The 25,297-nt window shown below is 44.7% G+C and carries 22 protein-coding genes and 1 other annotated feature; of the genes, 15 read left to right on the top strand and 7 right to left on the bottom strand.

The window, feature by feature from the left end:
* The first annotated feature begins 1 nt into the window (after position 1).
* From QVO88_RS02895 to QVO88_RS02860, 8 genes are all read left to right on the top strand, one after another.
* Positions 2 to 310, top strand: a complete 309-nt coding sequence (locus QVO88_RS02895) for a V-type ATP synthase subunit F (RefSeq protein ID WP_022287029.1) — start codon at positions 2 to 4, stop codon at positions 308 to 310.
* Between the two features lie 19 nt (positions 311 to 329).
* Positions 330 to 911 carry a V-type ATP synthase subunit E gene (locus QVO88_RS02890; protein WP_022287028.1) on the top strand — a complete coding sequence of 194 codons (582 nt, stop codon included), beginning with the start codon at positions 330 to 332 and terminating at the stop codon, positions 909 to 911.
* A 13-nt stretch (positions 912 to 924) separates the two neighbouring features.
* The gene (locus QVO88_RS02885) at positions 925 to 2,688 is read left to right on the top strand and encodes a V-type ATP synthase subunit A (protein WP_022287027.1); all 1,764 of its coding nucleotides are present in this window, start codon (positions 925 to 927) and stop codon (positions 2,686 to 2,688) included.
* On the top strand, positions 2,685 to 4,088 hold the full coding sequence (locus QVO88_RS02880) for a V-type ATP synthase subunit B (protein ID WP_022287026.1): 1,404 nt from the start codon (positions 2,685 to 2,687) through the stop codon (positions 4,086 to 4,088). Before QVO88_RS02885 ends, QVO88_RS02880 begins: the two co-directional genes overlap by 4 nt.
* Before the next feature lie 245 nt (positions 4,089 to 4,333).
* Positions 4,334 to 4,957 (top strand): V-type ATP synthase subunit D, encoded by a 624-nt coding sequence (locus QVO88_RS02875; RefSeq protein ID WP_022287025.1) that lies wholly within the window; start codon positions 4,334 to 4,336, stop codon positions 4,955 to 4,957.
* Between the two features lie 243 nt (positions 4,958 to 5,200).
* Positions 5,201 to 5,803 carry an HdeD family acid-resistance protein gene (locus tag QVO88_RS02870; protein WP_022287023.1) on the top strand — a complete coding sequence of 201 codons (603 nt, stop codon included), beginning with the start codon at positions 5,201 to 5,203 and terminating at the stop codon, positions 5,801 to 5,803.
* Between the two features lie 296 nt (positions 5,804 to 6,099).
* On the top strand, positions 6,100 to 8,181 hold the full coding sequence (locus QVO88_RS02865) for a glutamine synthetase III (protein WP_022287022.1): 2,082 nt from the start codon (positions 6,100 to 6,102) through the stop codon (positions 8,179 to 8,181).
* Between the two features lie 175 nt (positions 8,182 to 8,356).
* A complete protein-coding gene (locus QVO88_RS02860; RefSeq protein WP_022287021.1) occupies positions 8,357 to 10,129 on the top strand; it encodes an ammonium transporter in 1,773 nt (590 codons plus the stop codon).
* Positions 10,130 to 10,470: 341 nt separating this feature from the next.
* On the opposite strand, the gene aspS is transcribed toward QVO88_RS02860, so the two are convergent.
* From aspS to QVO88_RS02825, 7 genes are all read right to left on the bottom strand, one after another.
* A complete protein-coding gene (gene aspS, locus QVO88_RS02855) occupies positions 10,471 to 12,249 on the bottom strand; it encodes an aspartate--tRNA ligase (protein WP_022287020.1) in 1,779 nt (592 codons plus the stop codon).
* A gap of 41 nt (positions 12,250 to 12,290) precedes the next feature.
* Positions 12,291 to 12,809 (bottom strand): hypothetical protein, encoded by a 519-nt coding sequence (locus QVO88_RS02850; protein WP_022287019.1) that lies wholly within the window; start codon positions 12,807 to 12,809, stop codon positions 12,291 to 12,293.
* Positions 12,809 to 13,123: a hypothetical protein gene (locus tag QVO88_RS02845; RefSeq protein WP_022287018.1), complete on the bottom strand. Its 315-nt coding sequence runs from the start codon at positions 13,121 to 13,123 to the stop codon at positions 12,809 to 12,811. The genes QVO88_RS02850 and QVO88_RS02845 overlap by 1 nt, the downstream gene beginning before the upstream one ends.
* Before the next feature lie 3 nt (positions 13,124 to 13,126).
* Positions 13,127 to 14,455, bottom strand: coding sequence for a histidine--tRNA ligase (gene hisS, locus QVO88_RS02840; RefSeq protein ID WP_022287017.1), 1,329 nt, complete (start codon positions 14,453 to 14,455; stop codon positions 13,127 to 13,129).
* Between the two features lie 146 nt (positions 14,456 to 14,601).
* The gene (locus QVO88_RS02835; protein ID WP_022287016.1) at positions 14,602 to 15,195 is read right to left on the bottom strand and encodes a YdcF family protein; all 594 of its coding nucleotides are present in this window, start codon (positions 15,193 to 15,195) and stop codon (positions 14,602 to 14,604) included.
* 147 nt (positions 15,196 to 15,342) lie between these two features.
* Positions 15,343 to 15,550: a binding site (T-box leader), on the bottom strand.
* 14 nt (positions 15,551 to 15,564) lie between these two features.
* The gene (gene mgsA, locus QVO88_RS02830; RefSeq protein WP_022287015.1) at positions 15,565 to 15,972 is read right to left on the bottom strand and encodes a methylglyoxal synthase; all 408 of its coding nucleotides are present in this window, start codon (positions 15,970 to 15,972) and stop codon (positions 15,565 to 15,567) included.
* A gap of 108 nt (positions 15,973 to 16,080) precedes the next feature.
* Complete coding sequence (locus tag QVO88_RS02825) at positions 16,081 to 16,818, bottom strand: P-loop NTPase (protein ID WP_022287014.1); 738 nt, start codon at positions 16,816 to 16,818, stop codon at positions 16,081 to 16,083.
* A gap of 432 nt (positions 16,819 to 17,250) precedes the next feature.
* Between QVO88_RS02825 and QVO88_RS02820 the strand changes: the two genes are divergently transcribed.
* From QVO88_RS02820 to QVO88_RS02790, 7 genes are all read left to right on the top strand, one after another.
* Positions 17,251 to 17,733, top strand: a complete 483-nt coding sequence (locus QVO88_RS02820; protein ID WP_288177736.1) for a DUF4830 domain-containing protein — start codon at positions 17,251 to 17,253, stop codon at positions 17,731 to 17,733.
* 203 nt (positions 17,734 to 17,936) lie between these two features.
* Complete coding sequence (locus QVO88_RS02815; protein WP_038673478.1) at positions 17,937 to 18,662, top strand: pseudouridine synthase; 726 nt, start codon at positions 17,937 to 17,939, stop codon at positions 18,660 to 18,662.
* Positions 18,663 to 18,815: 153 nt separating this feature from the next.
* Complete coding sequence (locus tag QVO88_RS02810) at positions 18,816 to 19,958, top strand: ABC transporter ATP-binding protein (protein ID WP_022287011.1); 1,143 nt, start codon at positions 18,816 to 18,818, stop codon at positions 19,956 to 19,958.
* A gap of 112 nt (positions 19,959 to 20,070) precedes the next feature.
* A complete protein-coding gene (locus tag QVO88_RS02805) occupies positions 20,071 to 21,318 on the top strand; it encodes an SGNH/GDSL hydrolase family protein (RefSeq protein ID WP_022287010.1) in 1,248 nt (415 codons plus the stop codon).
* 394 nt (positions 21,319 to 21,712) lie between these two features.
* Positions 21,713 to 23,281 (top strand): cardiolipin synthase, encoded by a 1,569-nt coding sequence (cls, locus tag QVO88_RS02800; protein WP_022287009.1) that lies wholly within the window; start codon positions 21,713 to 21,715, stop codon positions 23,279 to 23,281.
* Positions 23,282 to 23,351: 70 nt separating this feature from the next.
* A complete protein-coding gene (locus QVO88_RS02795) occupies positions 23,352 to 24,236 on the top strand; it encodes a YitT family protein (RefSeq protein ID WP_022287008.1) in 885 nt (294 codons plus the stop codon).
* Positions 24,237 to 24,248: 12 nt separating this feature from the next.
* Positions 24,249 to 24,896 (top strand): HAD family phosphatase, encoded by a 648-nt coding sequence (locus tag QVO88_RS02790; RefSeq protein ID WP_022287007.1) that lies wholly within the window; start codon positions 24,249 to 24,251, stop codon positions 24,894 to 24,896.
* Positions 24,897 to 25,297: the final 401 nt, after the last annotated feature.

Raw genomic sequence — 25,297 nt, 5'->3', positions numbered from 1 at the left:
CATGAGATTTTATCTTATCAGCGATAATATAGATACCCAAATGGGCATGAGACTTTCAGGTATCGAGGGCGTTGTGGTGCATACCTCCGAGGAGGTGTCAAACGCACTTGATAAGGCTATGGAAATGAAGGACGTGGGCGTTGTGCTTATGACAGAGCTTGCAGTCAAGCAGTGCAGAGAAAAGGTCTATGACTATAAGCTCACAAGAGAAACGCCCCTCATAGTTGAAATACCAGACCGCCATGCCACATCAAAGATATCTGATACCATTTCCCACTATCTCGCAGAAGCAGTGGGAATAAAGCTGTGATTTTGATAGGAGTTTAGTAATGGAAAATCAGACGATAAAACTTGAACGCTTCAAGCAGGCTGTCTTTGAGGACGCTGAAAAACAGGCAAAGCTCATAACCGAATCCGCTGATAAACAGCGTGAAAACGAGCTTGCTCAGGCGAAAATAGAAGCACAAAGCCTCGCAGACTCAAAAAAAGCCGCCACAGATAAGACCGAGGAGGCAAGAGCCGTAAGGGAAATATCTTCAAAACAGCTTGAAGCTAAAAGAAACGTGCTTTGCCATAGAGAAAAGCTTATAGACAGCGTTTTTGACAACGTAAAAAGCAGGCTTGCGACTTTCAAAGCAAGCAGAGATTATAAGTCTTGGCTAAAAGAAAAAGCCGAAAAATGCAAACAGACCTATCCCGAGCATAAGGGCGTTATCTACCTCTCACCTGAGGATATGAAATACGCCTCTGACCTTGCAGACTTTGAAGTAAAAAGCCGAGATTCCATAGAGCTTGGCGGTATGCTCATGGTCTATGAGGATATTGGTATAGCACTTGATTATACCTTTGATTCAGCATTTGAGGGGCAGCGTTCAGCCTTTACTGAAAAAGCCGAGCTTGTGCTTGGGTAATAAGGAGTTTTTTATGGATAAAATATATTCGGTAAACGGACCTGTAGTAAAGGTTGCAGATACGAAAAGCTTTGCCATGCAGGAAATGGTCTATGTGGGCAAAAAGCGTCTTATCGGCGAGGTCATAAGAGTGCAGTCCGATTTTACCACCATTCAGGTCTATGAGGGCACAACAGGGCTTATGCCTGACGAGCCTGTTATCTCAACAGGCGCACCAATGTCCGCAACCCTCGGCCCCGGTATAATAAATAACATCTTCGACGGCATAGAAAGACCGCTTAAAAAGCTTGAGGAAGTCTCAGGCGCATTTATCGCTGACGGTGCAGACATAAGCTCGCTTGATACAGAGAAAAAGTATCCCGTTACAATGACAGTGAAAACAGGGGATAAGCTTTCCGCAGGGGATATTTATTGCACCTGCCCCGAAACGCCACTTATCACACATAAGTGTATGCTTTCCCCTCTGTCAAAAGGCGGAGAGGTCATATGGACTGCCGAAAACGGTGACTATACAATAAATGACGTTGTGGCAAAAATAAAAGCCCCTAACGGAGCAGTAGAGGAGCTTGCCCTCTGCCAGAAATGGCCTATCAGAACATCAAGACCATGCAAAAACCGCCTGCCTATTACAAAGCCGTTGGTAACAGGTCAGCGTATCGTTGATACTATTCTGCCTGTTGCAAAGGGCGGAACAGCCGCTATCCCTGGGGGCTTCGGCACAGGCAAGACCATGACCCAGCACCAGCTTGCAAAATGGTGTGACGCAGATATAATCGTCTATATAGGCTGCGGCGAGCGTGGAAACGAAATGACGCAGGTGCTTGAGGAGTTCTCAGAGCTTATCGACCCGAAAACACAAAGACCGCTTACCGACAGAACAGTGCTTATCGCAAACACTTCAAATATGCCTGTCGCCGCCCGTGAAGCCTCTATCTATACGGGCATAACCCTTGCCGAGTATTACCGTGATATGGGTTATCATATCGCAATTATGGCAGACTCTACTTCACGTTGGGCAGAAGCTCTCCGTGAGATATCAGGCAGACTTGAAGAAATGCCTGCCGAGGAAGGTTTCCCTGCCTATCTGCCGTCACGAATTTCTGAGTTCTATGAGCGTGCAGGCTATGTTGAAACTCTGGGCGGCAAGGAAGGCTCTGTTACTATAATCGGAGCAGTTTCGCCCCAAGGCTCTGACTTTTCCGAGCCTGTCACACAGAATACAAAGCGTTTTGTACGTTGCTTCTGGGCGCTGGATAAATCTCTCGCCTATGCAAGACATTATCCTGCAATAAACTGGAACACAAGCTATTCCGAGTATACAGAAGACCTTGCAGATTATTATAATAAAAACGTCAATGAGAACTTCATGAAAGTCAGACAGGAGATATCAAATATCCTCGTTGAGGAAAATACTCTTATGGAGATAGTTAAGCTCATGGGTACTGACGTCCTCCCTGACGATCAGAAGCTTCTTATCGAAACCGCAAGAGCCGTAAGAGTAGGCTTTTTACAGCAAAACGCCTATCATAAGGACGATACCTACGTCCCACTTGATAAGCAGTACCGCATGATGAAGCTTATCACAGATTTCTATGCCCTTGCAAAGAAAGCACTTTCACAGGGCGTGAACGTTGATAAAATAATAGGCTGCGGCTGGATAGAAAAGCTTATCAAAGTCAAGTATGATATACCGAACGATAAAATAGAGCTTTTTGACGAATACGAAAAGAATATGAAAGCCGATATGGAGGCTTTGACAGGAGGTGCAGGAGCGTGAACGTAAAATATATCGGTCTTAGCGAAATAAACGGACCGCTCGTTGCACTTGACCATGTAAGCGGCATTTCCTATGACGAAATGGCAGAAATAAAACTTGATGACGGCACACGCCGCCTTGCAAGAGTTGTAGAGGTGGAAAAAGACAGAGCTGTTTTGCAGGTTTTCGAGGGAACAAAAGGACTTTCCCTTGTTAATACCACCACAAGCTTTCAGGGCAAGCCTATGGAGCTTGCATTGTCTACCGAAATGCTGGGCAGGATATTCAGCGGAGCAGGCAAGCCTATCGACGGATTGGGAGATATCTTCCCCGAAAAGTACCGTGATATAAACGGCTCGCCCCTTAACCCTGTTTCAAGAACATATCCTCGAAACTATATAAACACAGGAATATCCTCCATAGACGCCCTTACTACCCTTATAAGAGGTCAGAAACTCCCTATCTTCTCAGGTTCGGGACTTTCCCATAATAAGCTCGCCGTGCAGATAGTAAGGCAAGCGAAAATCGCCGACGAAAACGGACAGGATTTCGCAATAGTTTTCGGAGCAATGGGCGTAAAAAACGATGTTGCAGATTATTTCAAACGCTGTTTCGAGGAAACAGGCGTTTTGCAGAGAGTCGCAATGTTTTTAAACCTCTCCAACGACCCTATCATAGAGCGTATCCTCACTCCAAGATGCGCCCTGACTTGTGCCGAATATCTTGCCTTTGAGCATGATATGCACATTCTCGTTATCCTCACAGATATGACTTCCTATGCCGAAGCCTTGCGAGAGTTCTCCTCATCAAAGGGGGAGATACCGGGAAGAAAAGGCTATCCGGGCTATCTCTATTCCGACCTTGCCTCTATCTATGAAAGAGCAGGCATTGTAAAGGGTGCAAAAGGCTCTGTTACGCAGATACCTATTCTCACCATGCCGAATGACGATATCACCCACCCTGTCCCTGACCTTACAGGCTATATTACCGAGGGGCAGATAGTTCTTGACAGAAACCTCGACCAAACAGGTGTTTATCCTGCTGTTTCTATCCTGCCGAGCCTTTCAAGACTTATGAAAGACGGCATAGGCGAGGGCTATACAAGGGAAGACCACCAAATGGTGTCGAACCAGCTTTTTGCAGCCTATGCAAAGGTGCAGGACGCAAGAAGCCTTGCCTCCGTTATCGGTGAGGAGGAGCTTTCCGATACCGATAAAGCCTATCTGAAATTCGGCACGCTTTTTGAAAAGCATTTTATCGACCAAGGCTTTGACGTGAACCGCACCATAGACGAAACTCTCGACCTAGGCTGGAGCTTGCTCTCCACACTGCCGAAATCAGAGCTTGACCGTGTTGACGAAGAACATCTGGAGCATTATTACAGTGCAGAAAAAGCTAAGGCACTTTTTGCAGAGGACTAAAATTCAGTGCCGCACAAATAATTATGTAGGGGCGAACATTGTTCGCCCGTTATTCCACAATATTGCGGTTATTTATGATATTGCCGTCACTCACAATATTGTTGTTTGCGATTTTGAAATTATTTGCAACATCACTATTCCAATGCTGAATAAAACGGCTCACAAAGAAAAAATCGGGCGAACAATGTTCGCCCCTACTGGACTTTATTTATATACAGTGATATAATAGAGAGAGGGTGTGACTAATGGCTGAACAGCAGGTCTTTGCCACAAAGGTAAATCTTATACTTTATAAAAAGGCTCTGAAGCTTGCCGCATTGGGCTATGAGCTTTTGGACAGAAAAAGAAATATCCTTATAAGAGAGCTTATGAGCCTTGTTGACAAAGCAGGAGAGCTTAGAGGAAGCATTGAGGACACCTACAAGGAAGCCTACAGCGCACTCCAGCTTGCAAATATCTCCATGGGTCTTGTTACACCTTATGCAAATTGTATCCCCGTTGAAACAGGCGTTGAGATAAGCACAAGAAGCGTCATGGGCGTTGAGCTGCCAAAGGTCACGCTTAAAGAACGCCCTCTGAAAGTCACATACGGCTTTTCTCAGACCGATTCTCAGCTTGACAGAGCCTATCTCGCCTTTGAAAAGGTAAAACAGACCACAGCGGTCCTTGCAGAGGTGGAAAACAGTATCTACAGACTGTCCGTAGCCATAAAAAAGACACAGCGCAGAGCAAACGCCCTGCAAAATATAATCATTCCAAGAAATGAACGCATAGTGAAATTCATTACTGACTCTCTTGAAGAAAAGGACAGAGAGGAGTTCTCACGAATGAAAGTAATAAAGGCGGCAAAGCTAAAATCGGCAAAATGATATTTGTAATGGCGCGGCGTAATTTCTGCAATGTTATTGTAGGGGCTGGCACCCTCGACAGCCCGCTTTTCAACCTTGTTTTGTTTATTGTGTGGGCGGTCACTCTCCGTGACGGGCATTTCACGCTGTGCATTTATTAATGCAACACCATTGTACTGCACAAATAAATTGTAGGGGCGACCTGAGGTCGCACGTCTAGTCGCCAGCTTGCAGCATTATAAAAACATGAAAGGAAAGATAAAAATGGAATATATCAAAAAAGTATTCAGAAGCTATTGGATATTGTCTATATTCTGCGTAGTGCTGGGCATTGCGCTCATAATCGACCCTAATTTCTTCACCGCCGCCATAGGCTATGTTATTGGTGGACTTTTCACCGCATTCGGTGCAGTGGAGCTTATAAGATACTTCGCCATGGGCAAAGACGACCAGAGCTATTCTTCAAGCCTTGTGAGAGGGATCATCCTCGCCGCCATAGGCATTTTCATTATCATAAGACCTGATTTTATCCCGAAAGTCATTGCCGTTGTCTGCGGACTTTATATGCTCATAAGCGGCATCGTGAACATTCAGGACTCCCTTAACCTTAGACGTGCAGGTGTAGAAAGCTGGAACGTAAGCTGTATCTCAGCCGCTGTTACCACTCTCGTTGGTATACTTCTCCTCTTTGACCCTCTTATTTTAGGCGAAACCGCAATGATAGTCCTTGGTATCGCTCTGCTCGTTTCAGGTGTGACGAATATCTTCGGCTGTTTTACCGCAGGCTCAAAGCTCAAAAAGGTAAATAAGCTTATGAAAAAAGAGCTGAAAGACAGACCTGATAAGGATCATTATATAGATATTTAGGATATTATCGCAGGGGCGACCTAGGGTCGCCCACTTTTTTTCACTATTTTAGCAGTTTGATGTATTTCTTTACAAAAATATGTGCATTTTATTGACATGGGATGTGATTTCACAAGTTTCAACAAATATTTTTGCGTCAATTTGTAAAAGTCTATAAAAATAAAAAAAAGCCTTGACAAATGAGGTCAAAAGGTATATACTCATAATTGTAAACAGCAAAGGCGCTGTGAACCACTTAGGTTCGCAGTGTCTTTTTTATTTTTTTAGACTATAATTTATAATAGGAGGAATTCAATATGGCAAACGTTCCTGAATATTTCGGCTCAGACGTATTCAATGAATCAGTGATGAAAGAAAGACTTCCAAAGGCTACATATAAGGCTTTGAAGAAGACTATCGACAACGGCGATCCACTTGATATCGAGGTTGCAAACATCGTTGCTAACGCAATGAAGGATTGGGCAGTTGAAAAGGGCTGCACACATTACACTCACTGGTTCCAGCCAATGACAGGTCTTACAGCAGAAAAGCTCGACAGCTTTATCTCACCAACTGAGGACGGTCACGTTATCATGGAGTTCTCAGGCAAGGAGCTTGTTAAGGGCGAACCTGACGCTTCTTCTTTCCCATCAGGCGGATTGAGAGCAACATTCGAGGCAAGAGGCTATACAGCTTGGGATCCAACTTCATACGCATTCATTAAGGAAAAAGCACTTTGTATTCCTACTGCTTTCTGTTCATACAATGGCGAAGCGCTTGATAAGAAAACTCCGCTTCTCCGTTCAATGGAAGCTATCAATAAGTCAGCTCTCAGAATTCTGAAGTTGTTCGGCTCAGACGCAACAAGAGTTACAGCAAACGTTGGTCCTGAGCAGGAATACTTCCTTGTAGACAGAGAGATGTATGCAAAGAGAGAGGACCTTATCCTTGCAGGCAGATCGCTTTACGGCGCACCTGCTCCAAAGGGTCAGGAACTTGAAGATCACTATTTCGGTACTATCAAGACAAGAGTTCAGGCTTACATGAAAGATCTTGACGAGCAGCTCTGGAGGCTTGGTATTTACGCTAAAACAAAGCATAACGAGGTAGCGCCTGCTCAGCACGAGCTTGCTCCTATCTATGGCACAACAAATATCGCGACCGACCACAACCAGCTCACAATGGAGATCATGAAGAGAACAGCTAGAAAGCACGGCTTCAAGTGCCTGCTTCATGAGAAGCCATTCGCTGGCATCAACGGTTCCGGTAAGCATAACAACTGGTCTATCTCAACAAACACAGGTGTAAACCTCCTCGATCCTGGTAAAACACCTGCTGAGAACGCTCAGTTCCTCCTGTTCCTTACAGCAGTTATCAAGGCTGTAAATGATTATCAGGATATTCTGAGAGCTTCAGTTGCTTCTGCTGGTAACGACCATAGACTTGGCGCTAACGAAGCTCCTCCGGCTATTATTTCTATCTTCCTTGGCGACGAGCTTACAGGCGTTCTCGATGCTATCGTAAACGGCGTTAAGTATGAGGACAAGAGAGTTGAGATGGAGATCGGTGTTGACGTTCTGCCACACTTCCCTAAGGATACAACAGATCGTAACAGAACTTCACCATTTGCATTCACAGGCAATAAGTTTGAGTTCAGAATGCCTGGTTCAAAGCTTTCAGTAGCAGGCCCTAACACAGTTCTTAACACTATCGTTGCTGACGTTCTCGATCAGTTTGCTGACGAGCTTGAAAAGGCTGACAACTTCCAGGACGCTCTTGACGATCTTATCAAGAGAACTATCAAGGAAAATCAGAACATCATCTTCAACGGCAATGGTTATTCAGACGAGTGGCCTGTTGAAGCTGAAAAGAGAGGACTTCTTAACCTTAAGTCAACTCCTGAAGCTGTTCCAACATTCCTTGCACAAAAGAATGTTGACGTATTCTCTAAGTACGGAGTTTATACAGAAGCTGAGCTTCAGTCAAGAGTTGAGATTCTCCTCGACGAGTATTGCAAGACACTCAATATCGAGGCTCTTACAATGATCGACATGGCTAAGAAGGAGATCCTTCCTGCTGCCGCTAAGTATATCAAGGATATCGCAAAGACTGCTGAGCTTGCAAAGAGCTGCGGTGCTGAAACTGTATTTGAGGAAGAGACCGTTAAGGAAATTTCAGCTCTCGTAACTGAGATGTACAAGGCACTTGGCACACTGGAAGCTGATGTACAGAAAGTACACTCTATCGAGGACACACAGGAAATGGCAAACTTCTTCCACGATACTATCTTTGCAGATATGGGTGCTCTCAGAGTTCCGGCTGATAAGATCGAAACACTGGTAGGCAAGGATTACTGGCCTTATCCAACATACAGCGATCTGCTGTTCTACGTTAAGTAAGGGACAATTCAAATTTTCAATATAACACGGACTTTATAACAAACTAACCACAGATCTACTACTTTGTTCCCCTACAGCTACAATAATATACAGAATGCACAATGAAGTGTATGACAGACCGAGCCGAATGGCTTTGGTCGTCATACACTTTTTTGTATTTTAGGAGGAAAAAGATATGACAAACACTGTAACAGTATTGGCTGAAAGCACAGGCTTCAGTGCCGTCAATACTATATGGGTACTGTTGGGAGCTGCACTTGTATTCTTTATGCAGGCAGGCTTCGCAATGGTTGAAACGGGCTTCACCCGTGCGAAAAACGCAGGTAACATAATCATGAAAAACCTGATGGACTTCTGTATCGGAACTCCGCTGTTCTGGCTCTTTGGTTTCGGTATAATGTTTGGCGACGGAAAGTTCATCGGAGCTTACAAGGGAATAGCTGATTCAACATATGCCTCAGCTGCTCCAGACGGAGTGCCTTTCTTTGCATTCCTTATCTTCCAGACAGTGTTCTGTGCAACAGCAGCAACTATCGTCTCTGGAGCTATGGCAGAAAGAACAAAGTTCATTTCTTATTGTATCTATTCAGCAATTATAAGCCTTCTGGTCTATCCTATCGAGGCTCACTGGATTTGGGGCGGTGGCTGGCTCGCAGACCTCGGCTTCCATGATTTCGCAGGTTCAACTTGCGTTCATATGGCAGGCGGCGTTGCAGCATTCGTTGGCGCAGCTATCCTTGGTCCTCGTATCGGTAAGTATGACAAGAATGGCAAGGCAAAGGCTATCCCAGGTCACTCGCTTACACTTGGCGCACTTGGCTGCTTTATCCTTTGGTTCTGCTGGTTCGGTTTCAACGGTGCGTCAACAACTTCAATGGAAGGCGACGCTATCCCGCTTGCAGGTAAAGTTTTCGTAACAACAAACCTTGCAGCAGCAGTTGCAACTATCACAACAATGATTTTTACTTGGATCAAGTATAAGAAGCCTGATGTTTCAATGACACTTAACGCTTCACTTGCAGGTCTGGTAGCTATCACAGCTCCATGCGACACAGTTTCACCAGTATCAGCAGCTATAATCGGTATCGTTGCAGGTATCCTCGTAGTTGTAGGTGTAGAGTTTATAGATCAGGTACTCAAGATAGATGACCCAGTTGGTGCTTGCGGAGTTCATATGCTCAACGGTATGTGGGGTACTATCGCAGTGGGCCTTTTCTCAGACGGTACTTGCGGTGAAAAGGGACTCTTCACAGGCGGTGGAGTACATCTCCTTGGTATCCAGCTTCTCGGTATGGTATCAGTTATCGCTTGGGTAGCTATCACAATGACTATCGTATTCCAGATCATCAAGCACACGATCGGTCTTAGAGCTTCCGAGCAGGAAGAGATCCTTGGTCTTGACGTTACAGAGCATGGTCTTGTATCTTCTTACGCTGACTTCGCACCAGCAATGTCACAGGCAATGCTCAGCTATACAAAGGACGATGCAAAGAGCGTTGTAAAGGTAGACAAGTCAACAGAGCCTGTAGTTCCTGTTGAGAAGGCCATCAAGGTAGAATCTTATGCAACAGACGCACCGTCTGCTGACGGCACACCTAAAATGACAAAGGTCGCTATCATCTGCAAGCAGCAGAAGCTCAACGATCTTATCACAGCTTTGGAGGACATCGACGTAACAGGTGTTACAGTAACGAACGTTCTTGGCTGCGGAATGCAGAAAGGACAGCCTGAGTATTATCGTGGTGCAGTTGTTGAAACAAATCTGCTGCCAAAGGTAAAGGTCGAGGTCGTTATTTGCAAGGTACCAACAAGAGCAGTTATCGATGCTGCAAAGGCAGCCCTTTATACAGGTCATATCGGAGACGGAAAGATCTTTGTATACAACATTGAGAACGTAGTAAAGATCAGAACGAATGAAGAGGGTTATGACGCACTTCAGGACGATTAAGCCTTAAAGATGACGGGTGACTACCCAATAAAATTGCCCCCATCCCACTTATAAATTATAGCTTGGAACCCGTGGTCGGAGAAATTCGGCTGCGGGTTTCAAGTTTTTATGAGGGGGAGTATAAGTGAGGAGTGAGGAATGAGGAGTGAGGAATGGGCAAAGCCGACCAGAGTAAAGAACAAGCACAAAGTAAAAGTCAGCACCGAGCGTAGCGAGAGATAAAACGCAGGCGGGCGACCTCAGGTCGCCCCTACCATATACATTGTGCGGTCATTAGAATTTGTGCAATAAAACAAAAACAGGACAGCCCTCATGAGCTGTCCTGTTTGCGTTAATGCGAATTATTCTTCTATTTCTGTGGTCTTGATGTGAAGCTCTTCAAGCTGCTTCTCGTCTACTGTGGACGGACAAGCACTCATAAGCTCGCTGGCGTTCTGTACCTTTGGGAACGCTATTACATCTCTAAGGCTGTCGGCATTGCAGATTATCATGGAAAGTCTGTCAAGTCCTATGCCCATGCCGCCATGCGGTGGTGCGGCATAACGATAGGCGTCTACGAGGAAGCCGAACTTTGCTTCTATCTCTTCGTCTGTCATGCCAAGTGCTTCAAACATTTTCTGCTGAAGCTCAAAGTCTGTTATTCTCATTGAGCCTGATGAAAGCTCTGTGCCGTTGAGGACAAGATCCCATGCCTTTGCACGGACGTTTGCAGGGTCGGTGTCAAGATAGTCAAGACACTCCTCCATTGGCATTGTGAATGGGTGGTGCGCTGCTACCCATGTGTCGTTCTCGTCGTCATACTCAAAGAATGGCATTTCTGTTATCCATACAAAATTGAACTTGCCCTCTGGGATAACGCCAAGACGCTTTCCGCAGATAAGTCTGAGTGCGCCCAAAGTTGGAAGAACTACCTTGTTCTTGTCTGCACAGATGAGGATAAGGTCGCCTTTTTCTGCTCCAACGGCTGCGTTTATCTTCTCAAGATCGCCCTCGCCAAGGAACTTCTTGAATGAGCAGTTTGGTTCGTCTGCCCAGCGGATATACGCAAGACCCTTTGCACCTATGCCCTTTGCGTGCTCAACAAGCTTGTCGATCTCTTTTCTTGTGTATGTGGCTGCTCCGCCCTTGACGTTTATTGCACGAACTGAGCCGCCTGCCTCGATAGCTGACTTGAATACCACAAAGTCAATATCCTTAACAGTATCTGTGATATCCTGTATCTCCATGCCGAAACGTGTATCTGGCTTGTCAGAGCCATAACGGCTCATAGCGTCTGCAAATGTAAGTCTTGGCAGTGGGAGAGTTACCTCTACACCGAGTATCTCTTTGAAAAGCTTTTCGATATAGCCCTCGATACAAGCCTGGATATCCTCCTGATCGACAAATGACATCTCAAGGTCTATCTGTGTGAACTCAGGCTGTCTGTCAGCTCTCAGGTCCTCGTCACGGAAACATCTTGCAAGCTGGATATACCTGTCATAACCTGATATCATAAGGAGCTGCTTGTATATCTGCGGTGACTGTGGAAGTGCATAGAACTTGCCTGCATGAACTCTTGAAGGAACGAGGTAATCTCTTGCACCCTCTGGGGTGGACTTCATCATCATAGGAGTTTCTATCTCAAGGAAACCATTGTCATAGAAATACTCTCTTGTTATCTGAGCGATCTTATGACGGGTGATGATATTCTTCTGAAGCTTTGGATTTCTAAGGTCAAGGTAGCGGTATTTGAGCTTCAGCTCATCGTTTACCTTATCTGAGTTTGTTACCTCAAACGGTGTTGTTTCAGCCTTTGAGAGAATTCTCAGGTCTGTTACGGCAACTTCTATCTTGCCTGTTTTTAGCTTTTCGTTCACGCTCTCACGAGGACGTACCATACCCTTTGCCATGAGTACATACTCGCTTTTTACAAGCTGAGCCTTTTCAAAAACGGCTCTGTCTGTTTCATCATTGAATGCAAGCTGTACAAGTCCAGTTCTGTCACGGAGGTTGATGAAGATAAGGTTGCCCATATCTCTTACTCTGTCGGCAAAGCCGCATACCACGACTTCCTGCTCTGTTTCAGGCACTTCGCCGCAGTAATGGGTCCTGCGTAAGCCCTTCATTGTATCAAGTTTCATTTTACATTACTTCCTTTTCTTTATGTTTATATGGATAATAATTATTCATCGCTTTCGTCTGTTTTGCTGACGGCAGGCGGGAAGCTGTCGAGATAGGCTCTGACGAACTTCTTCTTGTTGTCCCAGAACATGAGGAACAATCCCACGAGCCATATTGCGGCAAAGCATACTGCGCCTGTTTTCTCTCCAAGTGCCACAAGCATAAGGGTGAGGAAAAGCACAAGCACCGTCCATATGACGCCCACAACATAGGCATAGATAGGCTTTCTGAACTTGCCGTATATCCTGGAGCCGTTGGGGGTCTTTTCTACCTTGCCATAAAAGCCTGTTGAGCCTCCGTCACGCTTTTTAGCGGTGTGGTGGAAGATCTGAAAGCTTTCGGCGTCTGTGCGGTAGCCATAAAAAATGGTATCGTCACGGTGGTTTTTCATGAACTTGCTTTGGGAGAGAATGTTTATGGTCGGTTTATGCTCGATAAGGTCGCCGTCAAGCTTTCTGAGAACTCTTTTAGGCGAAAGTGAGGTTTCCACCTCATAGGTCACGGGTCTTATTGCAAGCATTATTTATCTTCCTTTTTATCGGGATAATCAGCAGGGTCAAAGACCTTGTCGTTTATCTTTATCTGTCCGCCTGTGTGGGTGTTGCAGAGCATACCATAGATAGTGCCGCATTTTGTACACCTGAACTGGTGGAAAAGCTTTTCAGCATACCACTTGTTGTCGTTATCCATTATCTTATCAAGTGGGCAGGTCTGATAGGTCATTTCAACTTCCCCTGCCAGCAGCATTCTTGCAAGAGAACCTATACAGAGCATATATTCCTGCGGAGTGTGTATTTCTACCAGAGGTATTTTCTCGCACTGTTCACATCTCATTGCTTAGTTCTCCTTTCCGATAAATTTCTCTATATCAGCGTCGATATCCTTGAACATATCCGCCATAAGTGCATTTGAAAAGTTCTCGGCAATTGTGTTGTCAAGCCTGATATCTGTCTGCTCGCCTGTTGCCATGTTTTTGAGCTTTGCAACGCCTGATTCTATCTCGTTGTCGCCAAGCACCATAACGAACTTTGCGCCTGTTTTGTTTGCATACTTCATCTGAGCGTTAAGTCCTTTGCCTATAAGGTCATATTCTACGAAACAGCCCTCTTCTCTAAGCTCGGAGGCTATGCCCATTGCCTTTTTAAGGGCGTCCTCGCCCATTGGTATGATATAAAGGTCGCAGGTCTTTGGCTCCATATAGTCACAGCCCTGAGCGTCCATTACCATGAGAAGTCTTTCAAGTCCCAGACCGAAGCCGAGGGCAGGGGTAGGCTTGCCGCCAAGCTGCTGGATAAGTCCGTCATAACGTCCGCCGCCGCAGACTGTACCCTGTGCGCCTATCTCATCGGTGATGAACTCGAAAACTGTTCTTGTATAGTAATCAAGACCTCTTACTATCTTAGGGTTGATGTCAAAGTCGATACCCATTACAGAGAGGTACTCCTGAAGCTTCTCAAAGTGTTCTTTGCAATCATCGCAGAGATAATCGAGGATAACAGGGGCGTCCTTGCCAAGCTCCTGACAGTGTTTGATTTTACAATCAAGTATTCTCATTGGATTTTTGTCAAGTCTGTCCCGACAAGTCTCGCAAAGCTGGTCTTTTCTTGCGGCAAAATACTCTTTCAGAGCCTTGCGATACTCTGCACGGCAGGTTGGACAGCCTATAGAGTTGATGTTGAGCTTGATGTTTCTGAGCCCTGCTCTGTCAAGGACGCTTTTTGCAAGTGAAATTACCTCTGCGTCTGCTCTTGGGCTTTCAGAGCCGACCATTTCACAGCCGAACTGGTGGAACTCTCTGAGTCTGCCTTTCTGTGTATTCTCGTGTCTGAAAAATGAGAGGATATAATAGACCTTCTGCGGCAGACCCTCGTTCATAATGCCGTTTTCAAGGACAGCTCTCATTGTGCCGGATGTTCCCTCCGGACGGAGTGTGAACTTTGAGTCGCCTGCTGCGGAAACGGAATACATCTCTTTCTGAACAACGTCTGTTGTTTCGCCAACAGAACGCACGAACAGACCTGTTTCCTCAAAAGTTGGTACTCTTATTTCTTTGAAGCCGTATATTTCGGCAGCTTCGGAAACTATCTTCTCTACAGTGTGCCACTTATAGACCTTTGAGGGAACGATGTCCTCTGTGCCTTTTGGCTTTTTAACTATCAATGCCATATAATAACGATCCTTTCTGTATTTTGTCTTGAACTTTTGAATACCGATATCGTTTAAATAGCTGTGATATCGGGACGTTGTTAATAAACGGGCGAACACTGTTCACCACTACATTAAAGAGCCTTGATGCTGTTAATTACAACGTTTCAAATTTCAAAATCGTCAATAAAACCTTTTTTTATATAATAACCGAATTTAAGGCATTCGTCAAGTGCTGTTGTGCTGCCTTTTTCGGTCATTGACCAATTATTTCGCTGTGTACTGCCACGGCTGGCAGGGCAGGGGATAATTTTCTGTGTGAAAAAGTGCTCTGCAAGCATGGCGGCACGCCGCATATGATATGCGGTAGTGACTATAATAATGCTTTTGCAGTTTGGAAAATGCTTTTTTACAAGCTTGGCTGCGTTTTGCAGATTTTCCACGGTATCAAGAGAGTGTGTTTCCACAGTTATGGCGGAGGTCGGTATGCCGCATTTTTCGGCGGCGATGAGCATGGCTTTATACTCTTCCATTTCGCCTTGTGAAGTATTTTGCACTTTTCCGCCGCAAAATATGAGATGTGGGGCTTTTCCCTCGTGAAAAAGCTTTGCCGCAAGGGGAACACGATAGTCGCAGGCTTTGCGGCTTCCCAGAACTATTATAACGTCGGCAGTTTCGCCTTTATAGTCAAGACCCTCGAAAAGAAGCTTGTCTACTATTTCGGGGGTGATGTTTTCTTTTGTTAGCTGGCTGGCTTTCATTGTTATACCGCCTTTGCTTTTTGGTGTGCTGAGATAAGGCATTCGAGAGTGAGTGAGGAGCGAAAAAGCGGGACGTCGCATTTCTGTGAAGCAGAAATTGAGCCTCTCCCCTATGGGTGGTGGATAAAAAAATAAAGCCGTCCCCTAGTAAGGGACGACTTTTACCGTGATACCACCCTAATTATCCGAACACTTTCGTGCCGGATCACTCTAACGCTTTAACGCAGCTATACGTCCGTTCTTGAACAAACGGAAGCTCCAAGGTGTCCTTCTTCCTGCCCTTTGTGTGAACCCTCTCACCAACGGCTCTCGCTGAAACATAAGAACGGAATACTCTCCCTTTCATCGCTTTTGTATATGAAATTTCAATTATATCTTTGTAGGATTAACGATATCTCTCCAGTCAAGATCGCCTCGCTCAAGTGCGTGGATAAGCGCTTCGGCAGTGGCAATGTTTGTGGCTACCGGAATGTTGTGTACATCGCAAAGTCTGAGGAGATTCATATCATTAGGTTCGTGTGGCTTCACTGAGATAGGATCTCTGAAAAACAGAAGCAGGTCTATCTCGTTGCAGGATATTCTCGCTGCGATCTGCTGGTCGCCGCCCTGTGAGCCACTGAGATAACGCTGAACGTTAAGGCCTGTTGCTTCGGCTACCATTTTTCCCGTAGTACCTGTGGCACAAAGATTGTGCTTGCTGAGTACACCGCAATAGGCGATACAGAACTGTACCATGAGTTCCTTTTTTGTGTCATGAGCAATAAGTGCAATATTCAATGGAAACCCCCCGTTTATATATTAGTATATTAATGAACAAATAAGTTTCGTTATATAAAACAGCCGCACTATGCGCAGATACCCTCACGCATACGGCTGATAATATACTCAGACCTTGATGGAGAGGGGTATATGCTCGCCCTTTATTCTTCTTGAAATAGCAGAGAATGCAAGGAAGCCCATAGAGCTTGATGAAAGCGGCGCACCCTTTCCTGTTGCAAGAGGGATAGCACTGTCCTCAGGGATAACACCCAGAAGCTGAACGCCGACTGTGTCGATGATAGCGTCAAGGTCGTCCATTTCGTCAAACTCGAATATTCTTTTGTTTGCCTTGTTGATAACAAGTCTTTGCTTCTGATTTCCTCTCTTATAGAACTCATCTGACATCATTCTTGCATCTCTTACGCATACAGGATCAGGAGTTGTAACTATAAGTATAAGGTCGGAATTAGTAACTATATCAAATACAGAACCGTTGATACCTGCAGAGGTGTCAATGATTATGTATTCAAAATACTTTCTCATTTCCTGTGTGATCTTTTCGATATCCTCAGCCTTGAGCTGAACGAACGGGTCGGACGGAGCACAGAGAACGCTCAGATTTGAAGCAAGCTTAACAGTTGTTGTTGCCTTGTATACGTCGCAAGTACCCTCAAGAACGTCACCTAGATCGTATGTAATATTACCCTGCATACCAAGCATGATATCCATACATCTCAGACCAAAGTCAAGCTCAATTATAAGTGTACGGTTTCCCTGCTTGGCAAGGGCATAACCGAGACAGGCGCTTATAGAAGATTTGCCTGTTCCGCCTTTACCGGAAGTAACTGCAATAATTTTTGACATAAAACTCATTGCTCCTTTCATATATCAATCCTGCGGCTGACCGCAGAACGCATCAGCAATAATAACTTGCCCCTTCACAGCCGTGAAAAGGCAGATTTAAGAAAACGTTTCAGTACCCTCCGCAGGCAATGCGGAGAAGCATAGCGTTACCTAATAATATTGTACCACATATTTTGAAATTGTCAAAGACATTTGTACAAAAAAATACAAAATCGTTAATTCACATTAATTTTCACTTTTGTTTTTGTCAATTTTGCACAACGCCATATCAATGCTACAGAGTTTGTGATAATAAATCATAGCAAACCGATAAATTTATTATACAATAATATTATTAATGCTATAAAAATTATTTTTGAAAATTATATAACAAAATAAAAAATCGGACAGGTAGTTATAATTTTTGGGACAACACATATAAATGTACAAACTTTGAAAACAGAAAGCGAGGAAAAGGGTATGTTTATCAAGACAATAAAAGTAAAAAAACCAACATTTGCGGTGATCGGGGCGGTTCTGGCGGCGTTGGCACTGTTGGTGGTGATAATAGTGACAGTGGTGAGGATATCGTCGCCTGCGGTGTACGAGATGAAAAGCGAAGCACAAAGACAGGCATTTTTGAAAGAAATGGGCTGGGAGGTGTCTGACGAATACGATGAATGCAAGGCGGTGACCATACCGAAAGAATTCAATGAGGTGTATGAAAAGTATAATAAGCTTCAGAAGCAGCAGGGCTTTGACTTGGAGGACTATAAAGGGAAAACCGCTGAGGTGTATACATATGCTGTGAAGAATTATGGGAATAAGAAGCAGGAGGTCAGGGCTAATCTTATCGTCTGTGAGGGACAGCTTGTGGGAGGAGATGTATGCTCAGCGGAGCTGGACGGATTTATGCAGGGACTGAGGAAAAAGTAGGCGTCTGAGCGTGGAACGTCGGCATTATAAATAAGGGTAAACCAATGCTTCATAGGTCGAAAAAACCGATACAAATAGTAGTAAAACGCCTGTGGAGCATATCTGCAGGCGTTTGCTTTTGGTCAAGTTTTTTCGCATATTTGACTTTTGGCGGTATCGTATGCTATAATCTTTATAAGAAAATTATCAGAAAGGCTTTAGCTATGAGACTTGATAAATTTGTTTCTTCACAGCGTAATGATATTTCCCGAAGCATGGTGAGAGAGCTTTGCAGAAAAGGTCAGGTGACTGTAAACGGAAAGGTCGCCAAGGCGGCTGATGCTAAGGTCAGCGAAAACGATATTGTTGCTGTAAAGGGCGTGGAGATATGCTATAAAAAGTTTGTCTATATAATGATGAACAAGCCGCAGGGTGTGGTTTGCTCCACTCGTGACGGAGAGTCGAAAACTGTCCTTGAGCTAGTACCTCCTGAGATGTTCAGGGAGGGACTTTTCCCTGCGGGCAGGCTCGATAAGGATACTGAGGGCTTTGTGCTTCTCACTGATGACGGAGCTCTCGCCCACAGAATGTTGTCCCCTAAGACCCATGTTCCGAAAACCTATTTCGTCAGACTTCGTGACCCTTGGCAGGAAAATTATGCTCAGGCATTCGCTGAGGGCATGACTATCGACGGCGGAGAGAAATGTCTGCCTGCGGAATTTTCCGCAAGTGTGAACTGTCCCGATGAATGTACCGTTGTGCTTCATGAGGGTAAGTATCATCAGGTCAAGAGAATGTTTGAAAAGCTGGGAAATAAAGTTGTTTTTCTTAAGCGGATAAAGATCGGAGAACTGCCTTTAGATCCGGATCTGCCTCTTGGAAGCTGTTTAGAAATAATGCACAAAGATGTTGAAAGATTATTGACAGCGAAATCGTTTAAATGTAAGTAATTACCTATTCTATGTGAATTTTCGTCAATATTCATAATGAGATATAATAAAGTTTAGTAAAAAAAACTCTTGCGGGTATGTTAAAAATTTGTTATGATAAAAGCATAGCTAATTAGGATATTAGTAAAATTCAAATAGGGAGGTCCTTTTTTAATGGCAAGTGTATCATTAAGGGAAATTTATAAGAAGTATGCAGGCGGCGTTATCGCTGTTTCAGACTTCAACATTGAGATCAAGGATAAGGAGTTTATCATCCTCGTAGGTCCTTCTGGTTGTGGTAAGTCTACAACACTTAGAATGATCGCAGGTCTTGAAGAGATCAGTGAAGGTGAACTTTACATCGGCGACAGACTTGTAAACGACATCGCTCCTAAGGATAGAGATATCGCAATGGTATTCCAGAACTACGCTCTGTATCCTCACATGACAGTATTTGAGAACATGGCATTCGGTCTGAAGCTCAGAAAGGTACCAAAGGATGAGATCGCAAGAAAGGTAGAGGAAGCAGCAAGAATACTTGACATCGCTCACCTTCTTGACAGAAAGCCAAAGGCTCTCTCCGGTGGTCAGAGACAGCGTGTAGCCCTCGGTAGAGCTATCGTTCGTGAGCCACAGGTATTCCTTCTTGACGAGCCTCTTTCAAACCTCGATGCTAAACTGAGAGCACAGATGAGAACTGAGATCTCTAAGCTCCATAAGAAGCTCGGTACTACATTCATCTATGTAACTCATGACCAGACAGAGGCTATGACAATGGGTGACCGTATCGTAGTTATGAAGGACGGTTACATCCAGCAGATCGACACACCAACAAATCTTTACAACGATCCAGTAAACCAGTTCGTTGCAGGATTCATTGGTTCACCACAGATGAACTTCATCGACGCTAAGCTCCTCAAGGTAGACGGCAAGTATGTTGTTGAGTTCGGTTCTGAGGATACAAAGACAACAAGAGGCGTTAAGTATCAGGTAACAGTTCCAGAGTCTAAGGTAGATCCTGAAGTTCTTGAGCCACTGGTTGATCAGGAAGTTGTTCTTGGTGTTCGTCCAGAGTGTATCCATGACGAGCCTGCATTCCTCGCTCAGGCTACAACAGGCGTTATCAACACAACTGTTGAAGTAACTGAAATGATGGGTGCTGAAACATATCTGTACCTCAACTGCGAGGGTATCCAGCTCACAGCTAGAGTTTCACCTCGTTCTGACGTTCGTCCACAGGATGAGCTTAAGGTCGCTATCGATCCTAACAGAATCCATATCTTCGATAAGGAAACTGAGAAGGCAGTTCTTAACTAATAAGAATTTTTATCATATTGATATAACCAAAAAGTACGGCTTTGTCCGTACTTTTTGTGTTATATGCGGTGTGAAACCGATTTCGCTATCATAGATTAGAAAGGTACAAATAATGAATACAAAAAAATTGTTGGCAGTGCTTGTGAGTGTTGCTATGTGCGGAGCGGCTTTTGCAGGCTGCGGAAATAATGCGGACAGCTCAAAGGCTGAAAGCAAAGCGGAGTCTTCAAGCTCGCAGGTCGAAAAAATGCCTGAAACTGACGAGGAGTGGACGCAGGCTATGTATGACAAGGCTATGGTGTCATACGGCAACACTTCTATGATGCAGAATGTTATAAAGAAAGCACAGTCAGGCGAAAAGGTCACTGTGGCGTATCTTGGCGGCTCTATCACTGAGGGTATTTCTGCCGGTGCAGACGGCTGTTATGCTAAGCTCACTTATGATTATTTTGCACAGAAATTCGGTACGGGGGATAACGTCCAGTATGTGAACGCAGGCCTTAGCGGTACGCCGTCTAAGCTTGGAATACTCAGGCTCGACAGAGATGTGCTGGCTTATGAGCCTGACATATGCTTTATCGAATTTGCAGTAAATGACGGCACAGAGACTGACTATCAGAACGCTTACGAGTCAATAGTCAGAACGCTTTTGCAGAAGAATATCACTCCTGTTCTGCTGTTCTCGGTGACAGAAAACGACCATTCTGCTCAGGATTATATGAAGCAGATAGGCGAGTTTTATCACCTGCCGATGATATCATACTGTGACGCACTAAGATATCTTTTCGCAAACAACAGAATGACTTGGAAAGATTTCTCTGACGATCAGTCACACCCTAACGATGAGGGTCACAAGCTTGTGGCTTCAATGGTGGACTACTATTTTGACACTGTTATGGACGTTGCGCCAGAGGGCGATTATGTTATGCCCACAGACACTGTTTTCTCTCCGCGAGAGGTGGACGCTCATATGTATGAGGGCGACAGCCTTACGCCAACAAGCCTTGGAAGTTGGAAGGAAGGCTCTACTATCGCAAGCTTTACAAATGGCTGGACTTACGACAACACCGGAGATAACAGCCCTATCGTATTCGAGTTCAAGGACAAAAAATTCTTGTACATGATATACAAAGAGGTGAAGCAGGGCGAGTTCGGCAAGCTTCATGTTAAGGTAACAGCAGACGGAGAGGTGTATGACGAAAGCGATTACGATACCATAAGTCCGTCAGGCTGGGGAAATGCTCAGATACAGAATATCGCCATGATGCCTGAAGCAACTAACTATACCGTTGAGATATCAATGGCGGCAGGCGATGAGGACAAGCATGGAGAAGTGCTTGCCTTTGGCTATACTGAATAGCTGTTTGAAATTTTAGCAAAAATAATAAGGCAGATGGTTTTTTAGCGGCTGTGGGAACGGCTTGCTCTGGAAAGCCGTCTGCCTGTTTTTTTGTGTATTTATGTGGCGTTATGTTTAGAGTTGTAGGGGACGGCGCCCTCGACGTCCCTCTTCGGGGAGTTGCGAGGTTTGAGTTTCCATAAACCATGTGGGTGAACTAAACGGGCGAACACTTACATTGTTCGTGCGTTGTTTCATAAATTGTTGTCAACAATAAGATAACAAAAGTTGTGTCATTGTCACAGAAATTCGTGAAATCAGGGTGGATTAACTGCATTTTTGCGTATTGCAAAAATCAAAAATAAATGTTATAATCAGTTGTGTATCACTATTTTCAGAAAGGCAGGCGGATAATGTGGCGGAAAAGATAAGCGAAAAAATACAAAAGAAAAAACCGAAAAAACTTATAAATATGATATTCTCACAGAAAACCACTATTATCCTGCTTCTTGCATTGCAGCTTATTTTCATTTTTATCATCTTCCAAAGCTTCGCTGTGCATTATGCCTATCTGCATATCGTTTTTTCTACTGTGGCTATCGTGCTTGCTATCTATATCCTTAACAGCAGCGAGAACCCTGCCTATAAATTGGCGTGGATAGTACCCCTTGTTATTGTGCCTATCTTTACGGTGGTGCTTTATATATTACTCAAAAATCAGTTTTCAACAAGAAAGGTCAGAAACCTTTATGCTAAGAAATCCGCCAATACAAGACCTTTCCTTAAAACAAATGAACAGATAATGAGCTATCTCCATGAAAGTGAGCCTGATTTTTATAAGCTTGCAAACTATGTGGATAAGTCGGGGGGCTACCCTGTCTGCGGTAATACCGAGGTCACTTATTTTCCGCTTGGCGAAGATAAGTATAAGGCTATGCTTGAGGAGCTTCAGAAAGCTCAGGAGTTTATCTTTATGGAGTATTTTATTATCGATGACGGTGAAATGTGGCGTGAGATAGTTAAGATACTTCTTGAAAAAGCTAAGGCAGGCGTGGAGGTAAGACTTCTTTATGACGGCATGGGCTCTCAGTTCACTTTGCCTTTCAGATATAAGAAAAAGCTTACCGAACAAGGGGTAAAATGCCTTGTTTTCAATCCTTTCCGTCCTATGCTTTCTACTATACAGAATAATCGTGACCATAGAAAAATTCTCGTTATAGACGGCAACGTGGCTTTCAACGGGGGCGTTAATATTGCCGACGAGTATATAAACCGCAAGGAGCGTTTCGGTCATTGGAAAGATACCGCCGTTATGCTAAAGGGCGACGGCGTTTGGAATTTTACCATGATGTTTCTGCAAATGTGGGAGGTCATCTCAGGTGATAAAACTGAGTATAATATGTACCGCCCAACTGTAAAAAACGTTGTGAACAACGGCTATGTTATCCCCTACGGCGACTCCCCTCTCGATGACGAGAATGTGGGCGAGCTTGTCTATATGGATATGATAAACAATGCCAAGGATTATATCTATATCTCTACCCCGTATCTTGTGCCTGACAACGAAATGCTCACCGTCCTGGGCTATGCGGCAAAAAGCGGTGTTGATGTTAGGATAATCACTCCTGAGATACCTGATAAATGGTATGTGAGCGTTATAACAAGGTCTTTCTACAGAGATCTTGAAACGCTGGGTGTGAAAGTCTATGAGTATAAAGGCGGCTTTAACCACGCAAAAATGTTCCTCTCGGACGATAAGTCAGCCGTGGTGGGTACGATAAATCTCGACTACAGAAGCTTGTATCTCCATTTTGAGTGTGCAACTTATATGTACAAAACAAGTTGTATAAAGGATATAAAAGCGGACTTTGACGATATGTTTGAAAACCGCTGTCATAGGATAACACATGATGATATAAATAACCGCAGCTTCTGGTCAAGGTTCATGTCGGTCATTCTCAGGACCATTGCGCCTCTTTTGTAAAAATGTATTTTACGAGGCATCAGGGGAAAAATAAGCCTATCTTTGCTTTTGCATAGCTTGGAGGGCTTTTATGATACTTCTGAATAAATTGTTTTCGGCAGAAAAGTCTGCAAAGGGCAGAGTGGACTATCCTCTCTTGCTTCTCGGTGCGGTCATATATGGCGTGAGCGTTGGGTTGGTTTTAAGCCCTAACGAAATTGCCCCCGGAGGTGCTTCGGGGCTTGCTGTCATGTTGTCAAGATTTCTGCCTCTTGGTGTCGGCTCGCTTACAATGGCGATAAATCTTCCTTTGTTGGCGGTTAGCCTTTATGTGTTCGGCTGGCATTTTCTTTTGGGAACTGTTGTAGCTATTGCAGTTTCAGGTCTGACTGCGGATATGTGTACGCTTTTTACACCACTTACAAATGATATTTTTCTCAGCGCAATAGCAGGCGGTATTCTGTTGGGCGCAGGCTGTGGGATAGTTTTTCGTTCAGGGGGAACAACAGGCGGAACTGATATCGCCGCTAAGCTTATCAAAAGGAAAAAGCCCTACATGGCGGCAGGACAGATCTTTATGCTTGCAGACGGTGTGATATGTGTGCTCAGCGGTTTTGTTTTCGGCAGTATCGACAATGCACTGTATTCGTTCTTTACGCTGTGGGTGTTCTCAAAAACACTGGATATGATACTCTACGGCGGCGACAGAGGAAAGCTTGCGCTGATAATAAGCCCTGCCGCAGATAAGATACTCCATAGGCTTCTTAATGAGGGCAACTTGGGCTGTACGGTCATAAAAGCCCGAACGGGATACACGGGAGAGGACAGAGATCTTATACTTTGCGCAGTGAGAAAACGCAGGATAACGGACGTTCGCAGGATAGCGGCGGAAACTGACGAAAAGGCTTTCGTGCTTGTGGGTGACGTGAGCGAGATAATAGGCGAGGGTTTCAGGCTCTCTGATGAATACTTCTGAAAGGACATTACAATGGACATAAAAGATTTTAAGGGACACATTTTCGACTTGGACGGCACTCTGACAAGATCAAATCACGTTTGGTCAAAGATAGACGAGGAATTTCTCGGCAAGCGTGGGATAAAAGTGCCTGAGGACTATTTCAAGCAGGTGTCTGCAATGAATTTCGAGCAGGCGGCTGTTTATACAAACGATAGATTTTCTCTGGGTGAGAACATTCAGGATATAATGAAGGAATGGTTCGATATGGCGGTGTATGAGTATACGAACGTTATCGAGCTTTGCGGAAACGCAGGGGAGTATGTGCGAAAGCTTAAGGAACAGGGCAGGAAGATAGCATTGGCGACCGCTTCAACGGAGGAGCTTTATAAGCCTGTGCTAAAGAGAAACGGCATTTTGGATCAATTTGATTGCTTCGTGTCTACAGAACAGGTGAAAAGGGGAAAGGGCTTTCCTGATGTTTATGAGCTGGCGGCTGAAAAACTGGGGCTTGAAGCAAAGAATTGCGTGGTCTATGAGGATATAGTCGAGGGCATAAAGGGAGCGAAAGCAGGCGGGTTCTTTGCTGTGGCTTGCTTGAATGACCATTACTCGCATGACTGGGACGAAATGAGAGAGATCGCTGATGCGACCGTGGAGGACGGAGAGTTTCCGGTTTAATGAGAAATTAGGAATTAGGAATGAGGAATGGGCATAGCTGACCAGAGCTGTGCCCCAGCACCGAGCGTAGCGAGAGATAAAACGCAGGCTCAAGCCCGGCGTTAGAGGGCTTGTGGGTTCTTAGGGCAAAGCCCTAAGCGGAGCTTGAGGCAGAGCCTCAATCGGCGTAAGCCGACCAAGCGGTGCAGATTTAATTAGAAAAAAGCACGCAAAAGTCAGATATCAAATAAAGGCAATATCGGAGCAAAAATCTGCACCGCCTACCCTATCCTTAAGTAAATGTAAATCCGCAAAGAGCGTAGCGATTTTGCGGCATGGCAAATTTGCCCGAAGAAAAATAATCATCGCCGCAAGGCGATACCATAATTCCTCACTCCTCATTCCTCATTCCTCACTTCAAG

Origin of the sequence: Ruminococcus sp. CAG:57 (assembly GCF_000435935.1) — a bacterium.
In the GTDB taxonomy this organism is placed as follows: domain Bacteria; phylum Bacillota; class Clostridia; order Oscillospirales; family Ruminococcaceae; genus Hominimerdicola; species Hominimerdicola aceti.
The sequence above is the reverse complement of the archived record's forward strand: the minus strand, read 5'-3'. Positions and strand labels throughout refer to the sequence as shown.